We start from the raw sequence: 15,774 nt of genomic DNA on the forward strand, positions 1-15,774 counted from the left end.
GCGATGGCGATGATACGCTCCCGCGCAAGCCAGCGCGAACCATTGGTGATCCGCCGTGGGCGGTCTTGCCTGGGCTCGCCCCAAGGAGCGCCAGCCACTTTTTCATCGCCCGGCGAACGCCCGATCCGTTAGCCTCAAAGCCGCCCTGAGATCTCCTCAGGTCCTCCGCAACGAGCCCATGACGCTGATCTACGACCGGCTCCAGTTCGCCTTCACGGTCAGCTTCCACTACCTCTTCCCCCAGCTGACCATGGGGCTCGCCCTCTTCCTGGCCCTCTTCCAGACGGCGGCCATCGTAGGGAAGGACCCACTGGCTGACCGGGCGCTCCGGTTCTGGAGCAAGATCTTCGCGATCAACTTCGTCTTTGGGGTCGTGACCGGGATCGTCATGGAGTTCGAGTTCGGCACCAACTGGTCAGGCTTTTCTCGCTTCGCCGGGGAGACGGTCGGGCAGATGTTGGCGGTCGAAGGGACCTTCGCCTTCTTCCTCGAAAGCTCCTTCCTCGGGATCCTCCTGTTCGGGAGAGAGCGGGTCGGAAAGGGCCTCCAGCTCCTCTCTGCCTGGATGGTCTTTCTCGGGACCTGGCTCTCGGGCTTCTTCATCATCGGGGCCGACGCCTGGATGCAGCATCCGGTCGGCTACACGGTGGGGCCCGACGGGGTGGCCCATCCGAGCAGCCTTTGGGCTCTGTTGTTCAATTCCTGGGCCTTGACGCAATATGCCCACAACATGGCCGCTTCGGTGGTCACCTCCTCGTTCGTGGTCGCCGCGGTCGGTGCCTTCTATCTTCTGAGCGGCATCCACCGGGAGGCGGCTTCCTACTTCCTGCGGCGGGGAGTCCTCCTGGGGCTCTTGAGCACCGTCCTGGTCATCTTCCCGACGGGGGACCGGGAGAGCCAGCAGGTCTTCGCCGGGCAGCCGACCAAGGCGGCGGCGATGGAGGGCCTCTTCCAGACCGAGAAGGGGGCCCCGCTGATCCTGATTGGTCAGCCCAACTTGAAGTCCGAGTCGTTGGACAACCCGATCTACGTGCCCGAGCTCCTGAGCTTCCTCACCTACCATCGCTTCGCGGCGGATGTCAAAGGGCTCGAAGCCTTTCCGCGAAGCGACTGGCCCGACAACATCCCCCTGGTCTACTACGCCTACCATATCATGGTCGGGCTCGGGACGGTCTTTGTCGCCATCATGCTCGCCGCAGGGGTCTTGCTCGCGACGGGGCGGCTCGGGCAGAGCCGCTGGCTCTTGTGGACGATCCTGCTCTCCGTCCCATTTCCCTACATTGCGGCCACCGCCGGCTGGATCACCGCCGAGGCGGGACGGCAGCCCTGGCTCGTCTACTCCCTCTTCCGGACCGCTCATGGCGCCTCCCCGGGAGTCAACGCGGGGAATGCCCTTTTTACCTTTCTCGGCTTTCTTGGGCTCTATCTCTTCCTCGGGCTCCTCTTCGTTTTCCTGATCGGGAAGCGGATCTCCGAGGGGCCTCCGGGAGATCCGGCGTAGGGCATCCCATGGAGACCCTCTGGTTCGTTCTCTTGGTCGTCCTCGTCGGCGGCTATGTCGTCCTCGACGGATTCGACTTCGGCATGGGGATCCTCCTCCCCTGGCTCGCGCGGACGGAGGGAGAGAAGCGGATGCTCTACCGGGCGATCGGCCCCGTCTGGGACGGCAACGAGGTCTGGCTGATCGCAGGAGGGGGACTCCTCTTCTTCGCCTTTCCCAAGGCCTATGCCTCGGCCGCGAGCGGCTTTTACCTGGCGATCATGATCTTCCTCTGGGTGCTCATCCTGCGGGGGATCTCGATCGAGATCCGCTCCCAGCTCGCCCATCCGCTCTGGCACAGCTTCTGGGACGGAATCTTCTTCCTGGCCAGCCTGCTCGCCGCCCTCGTCCTCGGCGGGTTTCTCGGGAACCTGGTGACGGGCGTCCCGATCGAGGAGAGCCGAAGCTGGTTCTTGCCGCTCTGGACCTATTTCGTCCCCTCTTCCCGCCACGGGATCTTCGACGCGCTCACCCTGCTCTTTAGCCTCCTTTCCGTGGTGAGCCTCGGTCGGCATGGGGCCACCTACCTGATCCTGAAGACCGAGGGGGAGATCCGGGAGAGGATCCGGCGGCTCGCTCTCCAGTGGTGGAACGCCGAGGTCGCCCTCGTCCTCCTCTCGGTCGTCCTCATGCTCTCGACCCACCATCTCCTCCTCGCGCGGTGCGCGCACCGGCCGCTGGGGGTGGCCTTCCTCGCGCTGGCGGCGCTCTCGCTCCCCCTGGTTCTCTTCTTCCTTCGACGCCAGCGGGAGCTTCTCGCCTTCGTCTGCTCCTCGCTCTTTCTCCTTTCCGCCATCGGAGCGACCGCGGTCGGCCTCTACCCCTGCCTCTTGCTCTCCTCCTTGGACCGGGCCAAGAGCCTGACCATCTTCAACGCGGCGGCCAGCACGCCCGCGCTCCGGATGGGGCTCCTCTGGTTTGGGATTGGAGCTTTGCTGATCCTCGGCTACACCTTCCTTTCGTATTGGAGCTTCCGGGGGAAGGTGCGGAGCGAGGGCGAAGGCTACTGAGGCCACTGCCGGCCGAAGAGAGCGGCTTGGGGCGCCTTCAGCGGGAGCCGCATCGCCCGCTCACCGCCAGCCCGGCCCTGCGACGAGAGGGGAGCCGCACCGCCTTGGCGCATGGCCCTCCCTGAATCGAATGGAATTGCCCTACCCCGGAACGACCGCTCAACCGTTCCATGCCGTTGGCATCCTCTCCGGTTCGTGGTAGATTGAGATTTAGCTCACTCGTCTCGGGCGCCGGACGCTCCCGTCCGAAAAGGGGAGCGACCCGGGCCCCGGTGGCCGGGTCACGCAGCCGAGCGGGGAATAGTCGCGGAGGATAGACCGATGAATCCCGAACAGACGCAGGAGCTCCTCTCCGAGGAGACGCTTGAAAAAGAAGCGCTCCTCTTCGAATACAGCCAGGCGGCCGATCCGATCGGCTCCGGAGTGACTCCGAAAGTTCCCGTCAAGCAGTTCCTTCCCGGGGCCTATCTCTTCGGAAAGACCGTTCTGGCTTCCTTGGACCTTTCGGGCGAGCTCGGAGTTCCCTATCCGGCGACGAGCCCGAGCCTGCTCGCCGGCTTTGCCGAGATTCGCGGGGCGGAGTCCCTGGCGACCTCCCCCGATGCCACAAGCCAGCTCCTCTACGTCATCGAGGGCTCGGGCTTCACCGAGACCGAGTGGGGAGCCATCCCCTGGAGGAAGGGGGACATCCTCGTGCTTCCGGGCACGGCAGCGGTTCACCGGGCGGAGGAGGATGCCCGCTTTTACCTGGTCGACGACAGCCCGCTCCTGGCCTACCTGGGCGTGACCCGCCTCCAGGGCCGCTTCCTCCCCCTCCTCTTCCGCGGGGAATCGATCCGCCAGGCGCTCGCCAGGGCGCAGGCCGACCCGGAAGCGGCCCGGAGGAGCCGGGTGAGCGTGCTCCTGGCCAACCGGCAGTTCCCGCAGACCCTGACCGTGACGCACTGCTTGTGGGCCATGTTCGGGATCATCCTTCCGGGGACGCGGCAAAAGCCCCACCGCCACCAGTCGGTTGCCCTCGACTTCGTGGTCGAGGGGAGGCCGGGCGTCTACACCCGGGTCGGAGGGGAGCTCGAAGCCGACGGATCGATCCGGGAGCCCGCGCGCATCGACTGGGTGAGCAGCTCCGCCTTCGTCACCCCTCCGGGCTACTGGCATGAGCATGTGAACGAGTCAGACGGGCCCGCTTATATCCTGCCGATCCAGGATGCGGGGCTCCACACCTACCTGCGGACGCTCGACATCCGATTTGCGTAGGTGCGGGAGGCCCGGCCGAGGAGCGCCATCCGCGCCTCGGAGCTGGAGCCGTTCCCGCCTGCACAGCCTCAGCGAGCGGGGTCGCTCGCGGCCTTCGGCGCTTCGGCGCCGATTGCGGAGGGCACCTTCTCGACCGATGCGGCGATCCCGTTTTCATCGTACCGGACCCGGTAGAGCGTGAGCTTGCTCTTGTGGATGAGAATCCTCGCCTCCCGGCTGGCGAGCGAGAGGCCCGAGGTGAAGACCGCCGTGGCAATGGTCGCAGCGCCGATCTGCGGCTCCCGATACTTGGAGCCATCGGGAGAGAACGCATAGACATCCTCGCACGCCGAGCCCTTCCCCTGCGTGGCGTTCGGGGGCCCAAGGACGGCGTGGATCCGCTGGCGCGAGATCCCCGCCTGAAGGACCGCCGGGTCATACTGGATCGATGGATCCTTGCCCGACATCTTCTGCCGCACCTGACCCAGCCGCCCGCGGACCCGGCCCAGAATCCCGCCCGACTCCGACTCACCGGCGTCGGAAGATTGGGCGAAGGCGGCCAGTGCTCCGGCCCAGAGGAGCGCCAGCGTGGCCAGGACGGGCCAGCTGCTGCCGAGGAGGGGGAAACGCATGCCCGAGGCTAAGATCGGGAGATCGCTCCGAGCGAGGAAGAAATGGTCGACCGGGTGCGAACGGTCTACGATCGCCCTCACAAGCTTCCCGGGGAGGATCACCATGGACCGCCGTCGGTTTTTGCGGCTGGTCAGCCTGGCCGCCATCGCATCCCGCGCCCCCACCGTTGCCGTAGAGGCATCCGGCGGGGAGGCTGGCGGTCTCGACGCATCCCTGACCCGACTCCTCACGGAAGTGATGGATCGGGCGGAGATTCCGGGAGCGATCGTCGGAGTGTGGCAGGGTGCCGCTCGGCTCTACCATCGCGCTCTCGGCGTCCGCCATCTCGCGACCGGCGCTCCCATGGAGAAAGGCCTCTCCCTGTGCATCGGCAGCGAAACGAAGACCTTCACCGTCACGGCCCTGTTGCAGCTGGCCGATCGGAAGAGGCTCTCTCTCGATGATCCGATCGCACAATATCTCCCGAAGGTGCCCAACGGAGAGAAGATCACCTTGCGGGACTTGGCGGCAATGCGGAGCGGCCTGCCCTGCTACACGAAGAACACGCAGTGGCAGGCGATCTGGATCGAGCAGCCCTGCCGAGAGTGGGCTCCGGAAGAGCTGCTCCGCTATGCCTTCGCCCAGGATCCGCTCTTCCCGCCGGGAGAAAGGTACTACTATTCCAATACCAACGCCATTCTCCTGGGCCGAGTCGTGGAGATCGTGAGCGGCAGACCGCTGGCGGACTTTCTGGCCAGGCAGATTCTACGACCCTGCCATCTGAGCCACTCCTCTCTCCCGCAAGGCGCGGAGATTCGTTCCCCTCACGCCGACGGCTATACGAAGCAGATGGCGACGGGGGAGAGGGTCAATGCGACGCACTGGAACCGCTCCTGGGCATGGGCCGCGGGGGCGCTGATCTCCCATGCGGAGGATCTGCGACGCTGGGCCGCGATCGTGGCCAAGGGAACGCTGCTGAGCAGGGCAACCCAAGAGGAACGGCTGCGCTTCCTCCCGACCGACGATCCCAAGGTGGAATATGGCCTCGGTCTCTTTCGGGTCAATGGCTGGATCGGGCATAATGGTTCGCTGCCCGGTTACCAGAGCGTGGTGATCTATCTCCCGGAGAAGGATCTCACCTTGGTGGTGCTGGTCAACTCCGACATTCCGCAGGGAAACGACCTGCCCAGCACGCTCTTGGCCTACACCGTGACGAAATCGATCACGCCCCAGAATCTCTATCCACTTTGAAGGGGAACCCGGCCCCCTTCTGCCGGGCAATGGGCCTCATGCCGGTAAGCCAGGTGAGCGATCGCCACCAACGCCTCGCCGAAGAGGTGCACATCAAGCCCGACCAGGGGCAGCCGAATCCGGCGCTGCAATTCGAAGCCATCCTGCTTCAGCTCGAAGGCCTCCAGACGCGACTGCAACAGCTCGCCCGTCTGCCCGCCTTCCCAGTTGACCCGTTGATCCTGCAGCCAGCCCAGCGTGCGCCCTTGATCGGTGAGGATCGCTTGGTCTCGAGAGACCGGTTCGACAAAGAGCTGAACTTGCCATCCGTCCGGATAGAGGAGGGGAAGCGCCAGGGCGAGGCCTTCGCCCGTCTCGACGATCTCCGTCTGCTCCGTCCAGAATTGAAACAGCGCCTTGCGGCACGTATCCTCGCTCAGCAACTTTTCGGTCGTTTTCATCACAGCTCCTCCACGGGATATGGAATGTTCCAATGAAGGCAGACTTTTCGGAAGAAACCTTTCCAGTCGGTCGGCGCAAAGCTTTCTCATCGCTGATGCTGGTTTTGGCGGCCGTCTCGATCGGGCAAGTTGGGATCGATCAGGTTTTCCTGCCATCCCTTCGGAACATGCTCCGAGTACCATCCTCTTCTCCCCGTCGCCGAGTCGCCAATGCCGCGGACTCGTTCTTCCGCCAGAAGCAATGCGGCCTCGCAAGTCGATCGGCTCGTCGAGCTCCCGCAAAGCCTTGAGGGACCCCGCGACTATTGGCTCCCCAAGCGCTCTCCGATGTACTGGAGCACGGCGGTCGAGGTCGGCTGGCCGCCGTCGACGCCGATCACCTGGCCCGTGATCCAGGACGCGCCATCCGAGCAGAGGAAGGCCACGACCTCGACAATCTTCTCTGGCTGCCCCAGGCCGCCAAGCGGGGTAACCGCGGCGCACCGCCGGAGGAGGTCGGGCGGGAAGGTCTCCACCGCCATCGCCGTCTGAGTCGTGCCGGGAGCGACCGCATTGACGGTGATCCCGCGGGGGCCGAGCTCGATCGCGTGGCTCCGGGTGAGCGACTCGACCGCAGCCTTGGTCGCGGCATAGACCGAGCCTCCGGGCGAAGGAAGGCGGCCCGCAATCGAGCTCAGGTTGACGATCCGCCCGCGGCGGCTCCGGCTCAAAAGCACAAACTCCTTCGTCGCAAAGAGGACCGAGCCGATGTTGAGGGAGAGGAGCCGGAGGACGGACTGCTCCTCGAGATCCTCGATGGCACCCCCGTCGCCCGCAGCGGCGTTGTTGACCAGGATGTCCAGGGCGCCGAACTCGGAGAAGGCAGCGCGCACCACGTCCCGGGCACCAGCCGCAGACGAGAGATCGCCCTGTACGGCGGCGGCTTTCCCTCCGTTCCGCTCGATCTCCCGGGCGATCTCCTCCGCCGCTCGGGCGGTCCGGTTCGCGTGGAGGACGACCCAGGCTCCTGCCTCGGCCAGCCTCCGCGCAATCGCCGCCCCGATGCCCCGCGAGGAACCGGTCACGAGCGCGGTGCTTCCGTTCAAGCTCATGGGAGGATCCTACCGGTTCGCAGGCGGATCTTCGAGCCTTCGGGCTCCGCCGTCGCCGAAACCCATGGGGAAGGTCCGCTTGACAGAAAGGAGGGATCTTTTTATTTTGATTTAAAATCATTTTAATTCAAACGATATGCCGACCCACTACCAAGGTCCGCTTCCCGAGGTTCGGGCGCTCAACTGCTACATCAAGCTGACTCGCGCCTCGGAGAGGCTCGCTGCGGCCTTGCGCGGCCCCCTCTCCCGCGAGGGGCTGACCACAGGGCAGCTCGGCGTCCTCGAAGCGCTCCTCCACATTGGCCCGATGAAGGAGCGGGAGCTCGGCCGCAAGCTCTTGCGGAGCGGAGGCAACGTCACGGTCGTCGTCGACAACTTGGAGAGGCGGGGCCTGGTCCGTCGTGCCAGGAATCCGGAGGACCGGCGCTGTGTAATTGTCACCCTCACCCCGGAGGGAGAACGGCTCATCCAGCGGGTCTTTCCCGGTCATGCGGCGAGGATCACCGCAGCAATGAGCGTCTTAAGCCGATGGGAGCAGGACGAGCTGGGCAGGCTCTGCCGGAAGCTCGGGCGAGGCGTCGAGGAACGCAGCGCCCTGGCCGAGCCCATATCGACTCTCGAAAACCAATAAGCCGAAACAGGAGGATCCCCTATGTCAACCAAGGTGCTCGTGGTCTTCTACAGCATGTATGGACATGTCTATGCACTCGCCGAGGCGATCGCTGCTGGCGCCCGCGAGGTTCCCGACACCGTGGTCGAGCTTCGGCAGGTCGCTGAGCTCGTGCCCGAAGCCGTGCTGGAACGGAGCGGAGCCCAGGCGGCCCGGCAGGCATTCGCCCATGTCCCGGCCGCCCGGGTCGACGAGCTGGCCGAGGCCGACGCGATCCTCTTTGGCACGCCGACCCGCTTTGGCAACATGGCGGCTCAGATGCGCAACTTCCTCGATCAGACCGGGGGGCTCTGGATGAAGGGGGCACTCGTCGGGAAGGTGGGGAGCGTCTTTGTCAGCACGGCCAGCCAGCACGGTGGCCAGGAGACGACGATCACGAGCTTCCACACCACCCTGCTCCACCACGGGATGGTGATCGTGGGGGTCCCCTACACCGTGCCGGCACTCACCAACATGGCCGAGATCACCGGAGGCACTCCCTACGGCGCATCGACGCTGGCGGGCATTGACGGCTCCCGCCGGCTTTCGGAGAACGAGCGGGAGATCGCCCGCTGCCAAGGCCGCCATGTGGCGGAGATCGCCAAGCGCCTCAAGGGTGGGAGCTGAGGCCGGAGCCAAAGCAAGGAGCGATCCTGTGGACCATCCGGAAGAGCGAAGAGCGCGGGAGGACCGCGGGACGAGGGGTCGCGCACAGTCTCGCCCGACGGGGCGGAGGGCTCCCGGTGGCGCGCGGCGCCGTGCGGGCGAACGGCCATGAGCTTTGCGAGGGCGACGGCGCCGCCCTTGCGGAGGAGAGGACGATCCGGATGGGGGGCGTGGCCGCGGCGGAGCTCCTTGTCTTCGATCTTCCTTGAGGCATCAGGAACCATTCGCGTTTTCAGAGGGAAGGGATAGGTTTGCTCGAGATGGTCCTCCGAGCCCAATTTCCTGGCGAGCAGTCGGACGAAGGCGCCTTCGTCCGGCAGCGCGATGCGTTCCGCGGCTGGGTGAGTGCGGACGGCCGCTCCGGCTTCCCCGCCGAGGCGGGGCGCTACCATCTCTACGTCTCCCGGGCCTGTCCCTGGGCTCACCGGACCATCCTCGGACGGAAGCTCAAGCGGCTGGAAGGGGTCATCGGGATGACCGTCGTCGACCCGATCCGCGATGAGCGGGGCTGGGCCTTCCGGGAGGTGCCCGGAGCCTCAGCCGATCCGATCCACGGCTTCCGGTTCCTCAGCGAGGCCTATCTTGCCACCGACCCGGCCTACCGGGGCCGCGTCACCGTTCCGGTGCTCTGGGACACGCGGACCCGGCGCATCGTGAGCAACTCGGACGACGACATCCTGCGGATGTTCTCGCTCTGCTTCGGCGCCTGGGCGGATCCCTCGGTCGATCTCTATCCCAACGGCCTGCGGACGGAGATCGATGCGCTCAACGACTGGCTCTACGAACGGATCAACGACGGGGTCTACCGCGCGGGCTTTGCCACGAGCCAGAGAGTCTATGAGGCGGCGGTCCGCCTCCTCTTCGACTCCTTGGACGCGCTCGAGAAGCGGCTGGCCATGACCCGCTACCTCTTTGGGCCAAAGCCGGTCGAAAGCGACCTGCGGCTCTTCGTCACCCTCATCCGCTTCGACGCCGTCTACCACGGCCACTTCAAGTGCAACCTCCGCCGGATCGTCGACTATCCGAACCTCTCGGGCTACCTGCGGGACCTCTACCAGTGGGACGGAGTCGCCGAGACCGTCGACTTCGACCAGATCAAGCGCCACTACTACATCACGCACGACGACATCAACCCGACGCGCATCGTTCCTCTCGGGCCCATCCAGGATCTGACCGCGCCCCACGGCCGGGAAGCAATCGGCGGCTGCCTGAGCCGACCGGGTCGCGCGACAAGTCATTGAGCCGGCGCTGCCGCACCCGCCAGTCGGGCAGGAAGCGGTCGAGAAGGGCCTTGAACCGGTGGTCATGCCAGCGGACCAGAAGATGCGCCATCTCGTGGACCACCACGTATTCGAAGCAGTCGACCGGCTTTTTCGCGAGCTCGCTGTTGAGCCGGATCCGCCGGTCGCGGATGTTGCAGCTCCCCCAGCGCCTCTTCATCCTCTGGACGAAGAGGCGGGCGACACGGACCCCCAGGCGGGGCTCCCACTGCGCGATCAGGCGAGCGGCCGCCTGCCGGACGAGACCGCGGTACCAGAGGGCGAGCAGAGCTCCCCTCCTCTCTCGCGATGTTCCCGGTGGAACTTGGAGGCGGATCGCGCCCGCCGAGAGCCCCACCCAGGCGGGACCCGCTCTTTCGACCAGCCGGAGCGGATGGCGCTCCCCCCAAAGATCGTGACCTTCGCCGTCGCTGTAGGCAAAGGCGATCGCCGAGGGACGGCGAACCTCCGCCTGCTTCCGTCGGATCCAGTCGAGCTGGGAAGCCGCAAAGGCGTAAGCGGCCTCGAGCGGCATCCGGTCGGGGGTCGAGAGGGTCGCCCTCCCGTCCGGCGGGGAGACCCGGAGGTCAAGGTTCCGAATCCGCTTGCGCCGGAGGACCACCTCGACCTCCCCGAGCCGAAGCAGGATCGCGGGGTTCACCCGCTCTCCTCCGACCGCTTCCTCGCGGCGTAGACCGCGCTCTCGAAATCGAGGTAGCCGCCGGCGGCGGTCGGATCGCCGAAGGGCAGCACCTGGGTGGCCCAGTAGCCGCCGATTCCGTTCCGGCGATCGATCCAGAAGAAGGTGTTGGCGAGGCCCGCCCAGCTGAGGGAGCCCGCGGGACGGCCCGTCGAAAGATCCTGCCCATCGATCAGAAAGCCCAAGCCCCAGGATTTCGTGGGTCCGGGGAGGAGCTCCGCGAGGCGGGGATGGCGCGAGGCGGCGCCGGGAAAAGGAGCGATCGGGCCGCTGCCGAGATGGTTTTGCTCGGCCATCCGGACCGTCTCCGGCCGGAGCACCCGGCCCCGGTCGCCCATTCCGTCGTTGACCCACATCCGGATGAGCTTGAGGAAGTCGCCGACCGTTCCGTAGAGGGCATGGCCGCCCATCTCCACCTCGGGATTGGCGGGCAGCTCGAAGTCGGTCGGCAGCAGCGACCCATCCGGGCTCCGCTTGTGAAGGGCCGCGAGCTTGGCCCGCATCGGAGCGGTGAGGACGAAGCCCGTGCTCTCGATCCCGAGCGGCTCGAAGAGATCGGACTCAAAGACCTCCCCGAGACGGCGGCCGGCGATCCTCTCGATGATTTGGCCGCACCAGTCCATGCTCGTCCCGTACTCCCATCTCTCCCCGGGCTCGAAGAGGAGCGGGGTCATGAGGCTCGCCTTCAGCCCGGAGACGCTTGCGGGCTGACCTCGGGTCCGGTGGAGCCGGAGGTAGACCGGGTGGAAGAACTCGTAGCCGAATCCCGCCGTATGGGTGAGGAGCATCCGGGTCGTAATCGCCCGCTTCGGGGGACGCAAGATCGGCTCGCCGCTCCGATCGAAGCCTTCGATCCGCGGGAGCGTCCCGATCTCCGGCGCATACCGCGCCGCCGGAGCGTCCAGGTCGAGGCGACCCTCCTCCACGAGCCGCAAGGCGGCCGTCGCCGTGAACGCCTTGGTGGTCGAATAGAGAGCGAAGACGGTGTCGGCCCTCATCTCCTCCGGACGATCGATCCGCCGCTTCCCCGCCACTCCCTCGTAGAGGGTTCCCCGGCGGCCCGTCACCATCGCGACCACTCCGGGCACGCCCGGCCGGCCGGTGACCGTGCGCTCGAGGATCGGATCGAGCGCGGATCGAAAATCGGGAGCCATCGAGCGTTCCAGTCCGATTGTTCCCGCCGGAGCGGCCGCAGGCGAACCAAAAAGGGGAGCGCAACCGGAGGAGTGCCGCGGAAAGCCGCTGGAGCGGATGAGAGCGCGCTTCCTAGAACGCGAGGCAGATCTTGGCGACATGCTTGCCCGACTCCTGGTAGCGGAAGGCGTCGGCGATCTCGGCCAAGGCGAACGTCCGATCGATCACCGGCCGGAGGCCCGTCGCTTCCATCGCCCGCACCATCTCGCTCTGGTGACGGCGGCTCCCGACGACCAGCCCCTGGAGCCGGATCTGCCGCTGCATCAGGAGTGCGGTCCGGACGGGCCCCTCGATTCCGGTGAGAACCCCGATGAGAGCGATGCGGCCGCCAACCCGAGAGGCCCGGATCGACTGGTCCAGGGTACCGGGGCCCCCCACCTCGACCACATGGTCGACCCCTCGCCCCTCGGTCCAACGGAGGACCTCGGTGGCCCACCGAGGCTCCCGGCGATAGTCGATCGCCTGATCGGCGCCGAGGGCGAAAAGCTTCTCGATCTTCTCCTCCGAGGAGGAGGTGGCGATCACGCGGGCTCCCATCGCCTTGGCGATCTGGAGCGCGTAGATCGAGACGCCGCCGGTGCCCAGCACGAGCACGGTGTCGCCGGCCTTGAGCCCGCCTTCGACCACGAGCGCCCGCCAGGCGGTGAGGCCGGCGGTCGTGAGGGTCGCGGCCTCTTCGGGAGTCCAGCCGGCCGGCGACCGCGTGAACCAGGAAGCCGGGGCGACCACCGCTTCCCGGGCATATCCATCGATCCCGTCCCCGGGGACCTGGGAGAAATCTCCGGTGACCGGATCACCGTCCTGCCAGCGCGGGAAGAAGCAGGAGACGACCGCATCGCCCCTCGAAACGTCCAGGACCCCCTCCCCGACCTCCTCCACGAATCCGGCACCGTCCGACATCGGGATGCGGCCCTCTTCCGTTGGCAGCTTTCCCGAGGCGACGAGGTAGTCGTGAAAGTTGAGCGAGCTGGCATGGAGGCGGACACGGATCTCCCCCGGTCCCGGGACCCCCGGGTCCGCGCGCTCGACCATTCGCAGCCGTTCCAGGCCGCCGGGATGCTCCAGAATCACCGCGTTCATCGCGAGTCGCCTTCCCTGCCCATGCCCGATGCGCCGGAGAGACGCAAGCCCAATGCGCGGGCCGGGGCCCGCGCCCGGTGGCCTCCTCCCTGGTGCGGCCGAATGGCGGCTTCTCCCCGCGCTTGGGCTCTGCGGGATCGGTAGGGCCGAGTGCAGCCTTGACCAAGCCAAGCATCGTGGTTAGGGTGGCGCGAGGCGCACTTCGCACTCCGGGGAGGGATGGCTCAGCTTTCGACGCAAGACAACTCCCTGCCCAAGCCCATGGAGCGGACGATCGCCGGCGGAGGAAAGCGGGGCTTTGTCCTCTTCGGCCTCGTCGTCCTGATGGGAACCGCCTACACGGCGGTCCACTTCTTCCGAGATCTCTCCGGTTCCCACCCGCTGGCCTTCCTGCCGTTCCTGCTGCTCGCGGTGGCCCTGCTGACCGCTCTCTCCTTCGAGTTCGTCAATGGCTTCCACGACACCGCCAATGCGGTAGCGACCGTCATCTACACACGCACCCTCCGCCCCGGAGCCGCCGTCCTCTGGTCAGGAGCCTGGAACTTCCTGGGGGTGCTCGCCTCCTCGGGCATGGTGGCCTTCAACATCGTGGCACTCCTGCCGCCCGATCTCGTCCTCCATGTCAGCACCCAGGCCGGATTCGCCATGATTTTCGCCCTGCTCTCCTCGGCGATCCTCTGGAACCTCGGGACCTGGTACCTGGGGCTTCCCTCCTCGAGCTCCCATACGCTGATCGGTTCGGTGATCGGCGTCGGCCTGGCCAGCCGGCTCGGCTCGGGCCGAGGGGGCCTCTCCGGGATCGACTGGTCGCAGGCGATCAACGTCGGGAAGGCACTCGTCCTCTCGCCGCTGATCGGCTTCGTCCTCGCCTGGCTTCTTCTCGTCGTCGCCAAGGCGCTGATCCGTGATCCCCGGCTCTACCTCCCTCCGGTAGGGGAACGACCTCCGCCCCTCTGGATCCGTTTCCTCCTGCTCCTGACCTGCACGGGGGTGAGCTTCGCCCACGGTTCCAACGACGGGCAGAAGGGCATGGGGCTCATCATGCTCATCTTGATCGGGGTCGTCCCCACCGTCTACGCCCTCAACCATGCCCTTCCGGAGCGGGAAACCCAGGGGATGCTGCTCGAGACCGAGGCTTGCATCCGCGTCCTCGACCGCTACGCCCCTCCCGGAGCGATTTCCGAGGCCGATCCCGCCGCCCGGGCGACGGCTTTTGTCCAGAGCCGGAAGATTCAGCCGGGGACCGTTCCCGCGATCCGCCAACTGCTCCAGGATGTCGCCGCGCAGCTCCATTCGTGCAAGTCGTTCGCGGAGGTTCCCGCGGCCCAGGTCGCCAACATCCGGAACAAGCTTTTCGTCTTGAACCAGTCGCTGCGCGCGCTCACGAAAGCTCCACAGATCGGGCTGAGCGCAGGCGACCGGGAGGCTCTCACCGCCTATCGCCACCAGATGGACCGCGCGATCCAGTTCATCCCCGCCTGGGTCAAGGTGGCGGTCGCTCTCGCCCTCGGCCTGGGCACGATGGTCGGCTGGAAGCGCATCGTCGTGACGGTGGGAGAGAAGATCGGGAAGGAGCACCTCACCTATGCGCAGGGAGCGGCGGCCGAGATCACGGCGATGACGACGATCGGCTGCGCCGACCTCTTCGGCCTCCCGGTGAGCACGACCCACGTCCTCTCCTCGGGGGTGGCGGGAACGATGACCGCCAACGGCGCCGGGCTGCAATGGGCAACCGTCCGGAACTTGGCGGCGGCCTGGCTGCTGACGCTTCCGGCCTCGATCCTGCTCTCCGGCCTGCTCTTCACCCTCCTGCGCTGGGGGAGCTGACCGCAAGGGGGATCTTCCTGGATGGGCAGATCCCCCCGGGTCGCCGGCTAGCGCCTCTGCGGGAAAGACCGGGGTTAGAGACCCATGTCCTTTTCCGCTTTCTTGAGGGAGCTCTTCTCCTTCTTGCTCTTGCTGTGGAGATGCTTCTTGGCGTTCTTCTCGTCCTTCTTCGTGCTCTTCTCGACCTTCTTCTCCTCCTGCTTGCCCTCGTTCTCTACCTTCTTTTCTTCCTTCTGAGCATCCTTTTGGACCTCACCCTCCGCCTTCTGTGCCTGGCCTTGCGCCTGCTGCTCCACCCCGGACGCCGAGGGCATCCCCTGGGCGAGCGCATGCCCGGAGATTCCACAACCGAGACCCGAGAGCGCGCTGCAGATCAAGAACCGCGACAACCACTTCGTTTTCATGCTCCTCCTACGACCGCCCGGAAGGGTTGGTTTCCGGACCCTCCTCCCGAGGAATCCCCTGCTCGCGCTTTCCCGTCGCCGGAGAAGCGCCTTCTCGGAACGGCTTCCCTTCGTATGAACTCGGGCCCCATCGTTGTCAACCCCATCCCCAAGACCCCGGGCGGTGGACGGCCGCCCCTTTGGCGAAGGCCGCGACGCGGAGAGGCTTCTTTTCCCTCCCCTCCTTCCTTGACGCGCAGGGAAGAAAGCGGTTTGCTTGTGTTCTCGATCCCGTCGCAAGGGATCTTTTTCGGGGCATCGGTCGGATGGCACGCGCCGGCGTGGCGGAATGGCAGACGCGCCAGACTCAAAATCTGGTCTCGGCAACGGGGTGTGGGTTCGAGTCCCTCCGCCGGCAGACCTCAAGCTCCGGCGCGGCCTCAACGATCCGCCCGCGCCACCCCCCGAAGACTGCAGCGGCGCGATCGGGCGACCCGATCCTGATCCCGGATCGGCGGAAGGACTGCCGCCTCATCCCCCATTCCATCGCTAGCGCAAGAAACGGTCACCGAGGGCAAGCGACCGCCCTGCTGGTTGACCGGCTTTTCGAGCAACGTGGGCCGCGAGGATGCCAAATTGACGTCGACAAGAAGGTTAAGGCGATTCTCCAGCTGGTAGAACTTGGCCACCGTCTGAGCGGGAAGCTTGGCGCTGAACTCCTGGAAATCCTTCTTCCTCACGTCGAGGCGGCGCTGCTCGAAGGCGAACATGCGCCTCACCCTCTCCTTGGCTTGTACGTCGGCCGGCAAGGGTGCATGGCCGAGCTCCCATCCGGC

Annotated in this window: 17 protein-coding genes and 1 tRNA gene; 10 read left to right on the plus strand and 8 right to left on the minus strand. The window is 66.3% G+C overall.

What is annotated here, in order from left to right; all coding sequences use genetic code 11:
• Positions 1-178: 178 nt before the first annotated feature.
• The 3 genes from MacB4_RS03090 (at position 179) to MacB4_RS03100 (ending at position 3,807) form a co-directional block, all read left to right on the plus strand.
• Positions 179-1,501 (plus strand): cytochrome ubiquinol oxidase subunit I, encoded by a 1,323-nt coding sequence (locus MacB4_RS03090; RefSeq protein WP_206864406.1) that lies wholly within the window; start codon positions 179-181, stop codon positions 1,499-1,501.
• Between the two features lie 8 nt (positions 1,502-1,509).
• Positions 1,510-2,550: a cytochrome d ubiquinol oxidase subunit II gene (cydB, locus tag MacB4_RS03095; RefSeq protein WP_206864407.1), complete on the plus strand. Its 1,041-nt coding sequence runs from the start codon at positions 1,510-1,512 to the stop codon at positions 2,548-2,550.
• A 321-nt stretch (positions 2,551-2,871) separates the two neighbouring features.
• A complete protein-coding gene (locus MacB4_RS03100) occupies positions 2,872-3,807 on the plus strand; it encodes a cupin (RefSeq protein WP_206864408.1) in 936 nt (311 codons plus the stop codon).
• A gap of 68 nt (positions 3,808-3,875) precedes the next feature.
• Here MacB4_RS03100 and MacB4_RS03105 read toward each other — a convergent pair whose 3' ends face one another.
• The gene (locus tag MacB4_RS03105; RefSeq protein ID WP_206864409.1) at positions 3,876-4,523 is read right to left on the minus strand and encodes a hypothetical protein; all 648 of its coding nucleotides are present in this window, start codon (positions 4,521-4,523) and stop codon (positions 3,876-3,878) included.
• Here MacB4_RS03105 and MacB4_RS03110 point away from each other — a divergent pair.
• A complete protein-coding gene (locus MacB4_RS03110; RefSeq protein ID WP_206864410.1) occupies positions 4,522-5,649 on the plus strand; it encodes a serine hydrolase in 1,128 nt (375 codons plus the stop codon). The genes MacB4_RS03105 and MacB4_RS03110 overlap by 2 nt on opposite strands.
• Here MacB4_RS03110 and MacB4_RS03115 read toward each other — a convergent pair.
• Both MacB4_RS03115 and MacB4_RS03120 read right to left on the minus strand, forming a co-directional pair.
• The gene (locus tag MacB4_RS03115) at positions 5,637-6,089 is read right to left on the minus strand and encodes a DUF1828 domain-containing protein (protein ID WP_206864411.1); all 453 of its coding nucleotides are present in this window, start codon (positions 6,087-6,089) and stop codon (positions 5,637-5,639) included. The two genes, MacB4_RS03110 and MacB4_RS03115, sit on opposite strands and share 13 nt — an antisense overlap.
• Positions 6,090-6,391: 302 nt before the next feature.
• Complete coding sequence (locus tag MacB4_RS03120) at positions 6,392-7,180, minus strand: SDR family NAD(P)-dependent oxidoreductase (protein WP_206864412.1); 789 nt, start codon at positions 7,178-7,180, stop codon at positions 6,392-6,394.
• Between the two features lie 136 nt (positions 7,181-7,316).
• On the opposite strand from MacB4_RS03120, the gene MacB4_RS03125 reads away from it, so the two are divergent.
• The 4 genes from MacB4_RS03125 to MacB4_RS03140 are packed head-to-tail and all read left to right on the plus strand — an operon-like array spanning position 7,317 to position 9,736.
• Positions 7,317-7,811: a MarR family winged helix-turn-helix transcriptional regulator gene (locus MacB4_RS03125; protein WP_206864413.1), complete on the plus strand. Its 495-nt coding sequence runs from the start codon at positions 7,317-7,319 to the stop codon at positions 7,809-7,811.
• A gap of 21 nt (positions 7,812-7,832) precedes the next feature.
• Positions 7,833-8,456, plus strand: coding sequence for an NAD(P)H:quinone oxidoreductase (gene wrbA / locus MacB4_RS03130; protein ID WP_206864414.1), 624 nt, complete (start codon positions 7,833-7,835; stop codon positions 8,454-8,456).
• A gap of 35 nt (positions 8,457-8,491) precedes the next feature.
• Complete coding sequence (locus tag MacB4_RS11305) at positions 8,492-8,704, plus strand: hypothetical protein (protein ID WP_255551670.1); 213 nt, start codon at positions 8,492-8,494, stop codon at positions 8,702-8,704.
• A 51-nt stretch (positions 8,705-8,755) separates the two neighbouring features.
• Positions 8,756-9,736: a glutathione S-transferase family protein gene (locus MacB4_RS03140; RefSeq protein WP_206864415.1), complete on the plus strand. Its 981-nt coding sequence runs from the start codon at positions 8,756-8,758 to the stop codon at positions 9,734-9,736.
• On the opposite strand, the gene MacB4_RS03145 is transcribed toward MacB4_RS03140, so the two are convergent.
• The 3 genes from MacB4_RS03145 to MacB4_RS03155 form a co-directional block, all read right to left on the minus strand.
• Positions 9,624-10,415 carry a M48 family metallopeptidase gene (locus MacB4_RS03145; RefSeq protein ID WP_242529302.1) on the minus strand — a complete coding sequence of 264 codons (792 nt, stop codon included), beginning with the start codon at positions 10,413-10,415 and terminating at the stop codon, positions 9,624-9,626. The genes MacB4_RS03140 and MacB4_RS03145 overlap by 113 nt on opposite strands.
• Complete coding sequence (locus MacB4_RS03150) at positions 10,412-11,608, minus strand: serine hydrolase (protein WP_206864416.1); 1,197 nt, start codon at positions 11,606-11,608, stop codon at positions 10,412-10,414. Before MacB4_RS03150 ends, MacB4_RS03145 begins: the two co-directional genes overlap by 4 nt.
• A 112-nt stretch (positions 11,609-11,720) precedes the next feature.
• Positions 11,721-12,728: an NAD(P)-dependent alcohol dehydrogenase gene (locus tag MacB4_RS03155; RefSeq protein ID WP_206864417.1), complete on the minus strand. Its 1,008-nt coding sequence runs from the start codon at positions 12,726-12,728 to the stop codon at positions 11,721-11,723.
• 261 nt (positions 12,729-12,989) lie between these two features.
• Here MacB4_RS03155 and MacB4_RS03160 point away from each other — a divergent pair, with 261 nt between their 5' ends.
• The gene (locus MacB4_RS03160) at positions 12,990-14,555 is read left to right on the plus strand and encodes an inorganic phosphate transporter (protein WP_242529371.1); all 1,566 of its coding nucleotides are present in this window, start codon (positions 12,990-12,992) and stop codon (positions 14,553-14,555) included.
• Positions 14,556-14,629: 74 nt separating this feature from the next.
• On the opposite strand, the gene MacB4_RS03165 is transcribed toward MacB4_RS03160, so the two are convergent.
• Entirely contained in the window at positions 14,630-14,959 is a 330-nt protein-coding gene (locus tag MacB4_RS03165) for a hypothetical protein (RefSeq protein ID WP_206864419.1), read from the minus strand.
• A gap of 314 nt (positions 14,960-15,273) precedes the next feature.
• Here MacB4_RS03165 and MacB4_RS03170 point away from each other — a divergent pair.
• Positions 15,274-15,356, plus strand: a tRNA-Leu gene (locus MacB4_RS03170).
• Between the two features lie 22 nt (positions 15,357-15,378).
• Here MacB4_RS03170 and MacB4_RS03175 read toward each other — a convergent pair.
• Complete coding sequence (locus tag MacB4_RS03175) at positions 15,379-15,717, minus strand: hypothetical protein (protein ID WP_206864420.1); 339 nt, start codon at positions 15,715-15,717, stop codon at positions 15,379-15,381.
• Positions 15,718-15,774: the final 57 nt, after the last annotated feature.

Source organism: Methylacidimicrobium sp. B4 (assembly GCF_017310545.1).
In the GTDB taxonomy this organism is placed as follows: Bacteria; Verrucomicrobiota; Verrucomicrobiia; order Methylacidiphilales; family Methylacidiphilaceae; genus Methylacidimicrobium.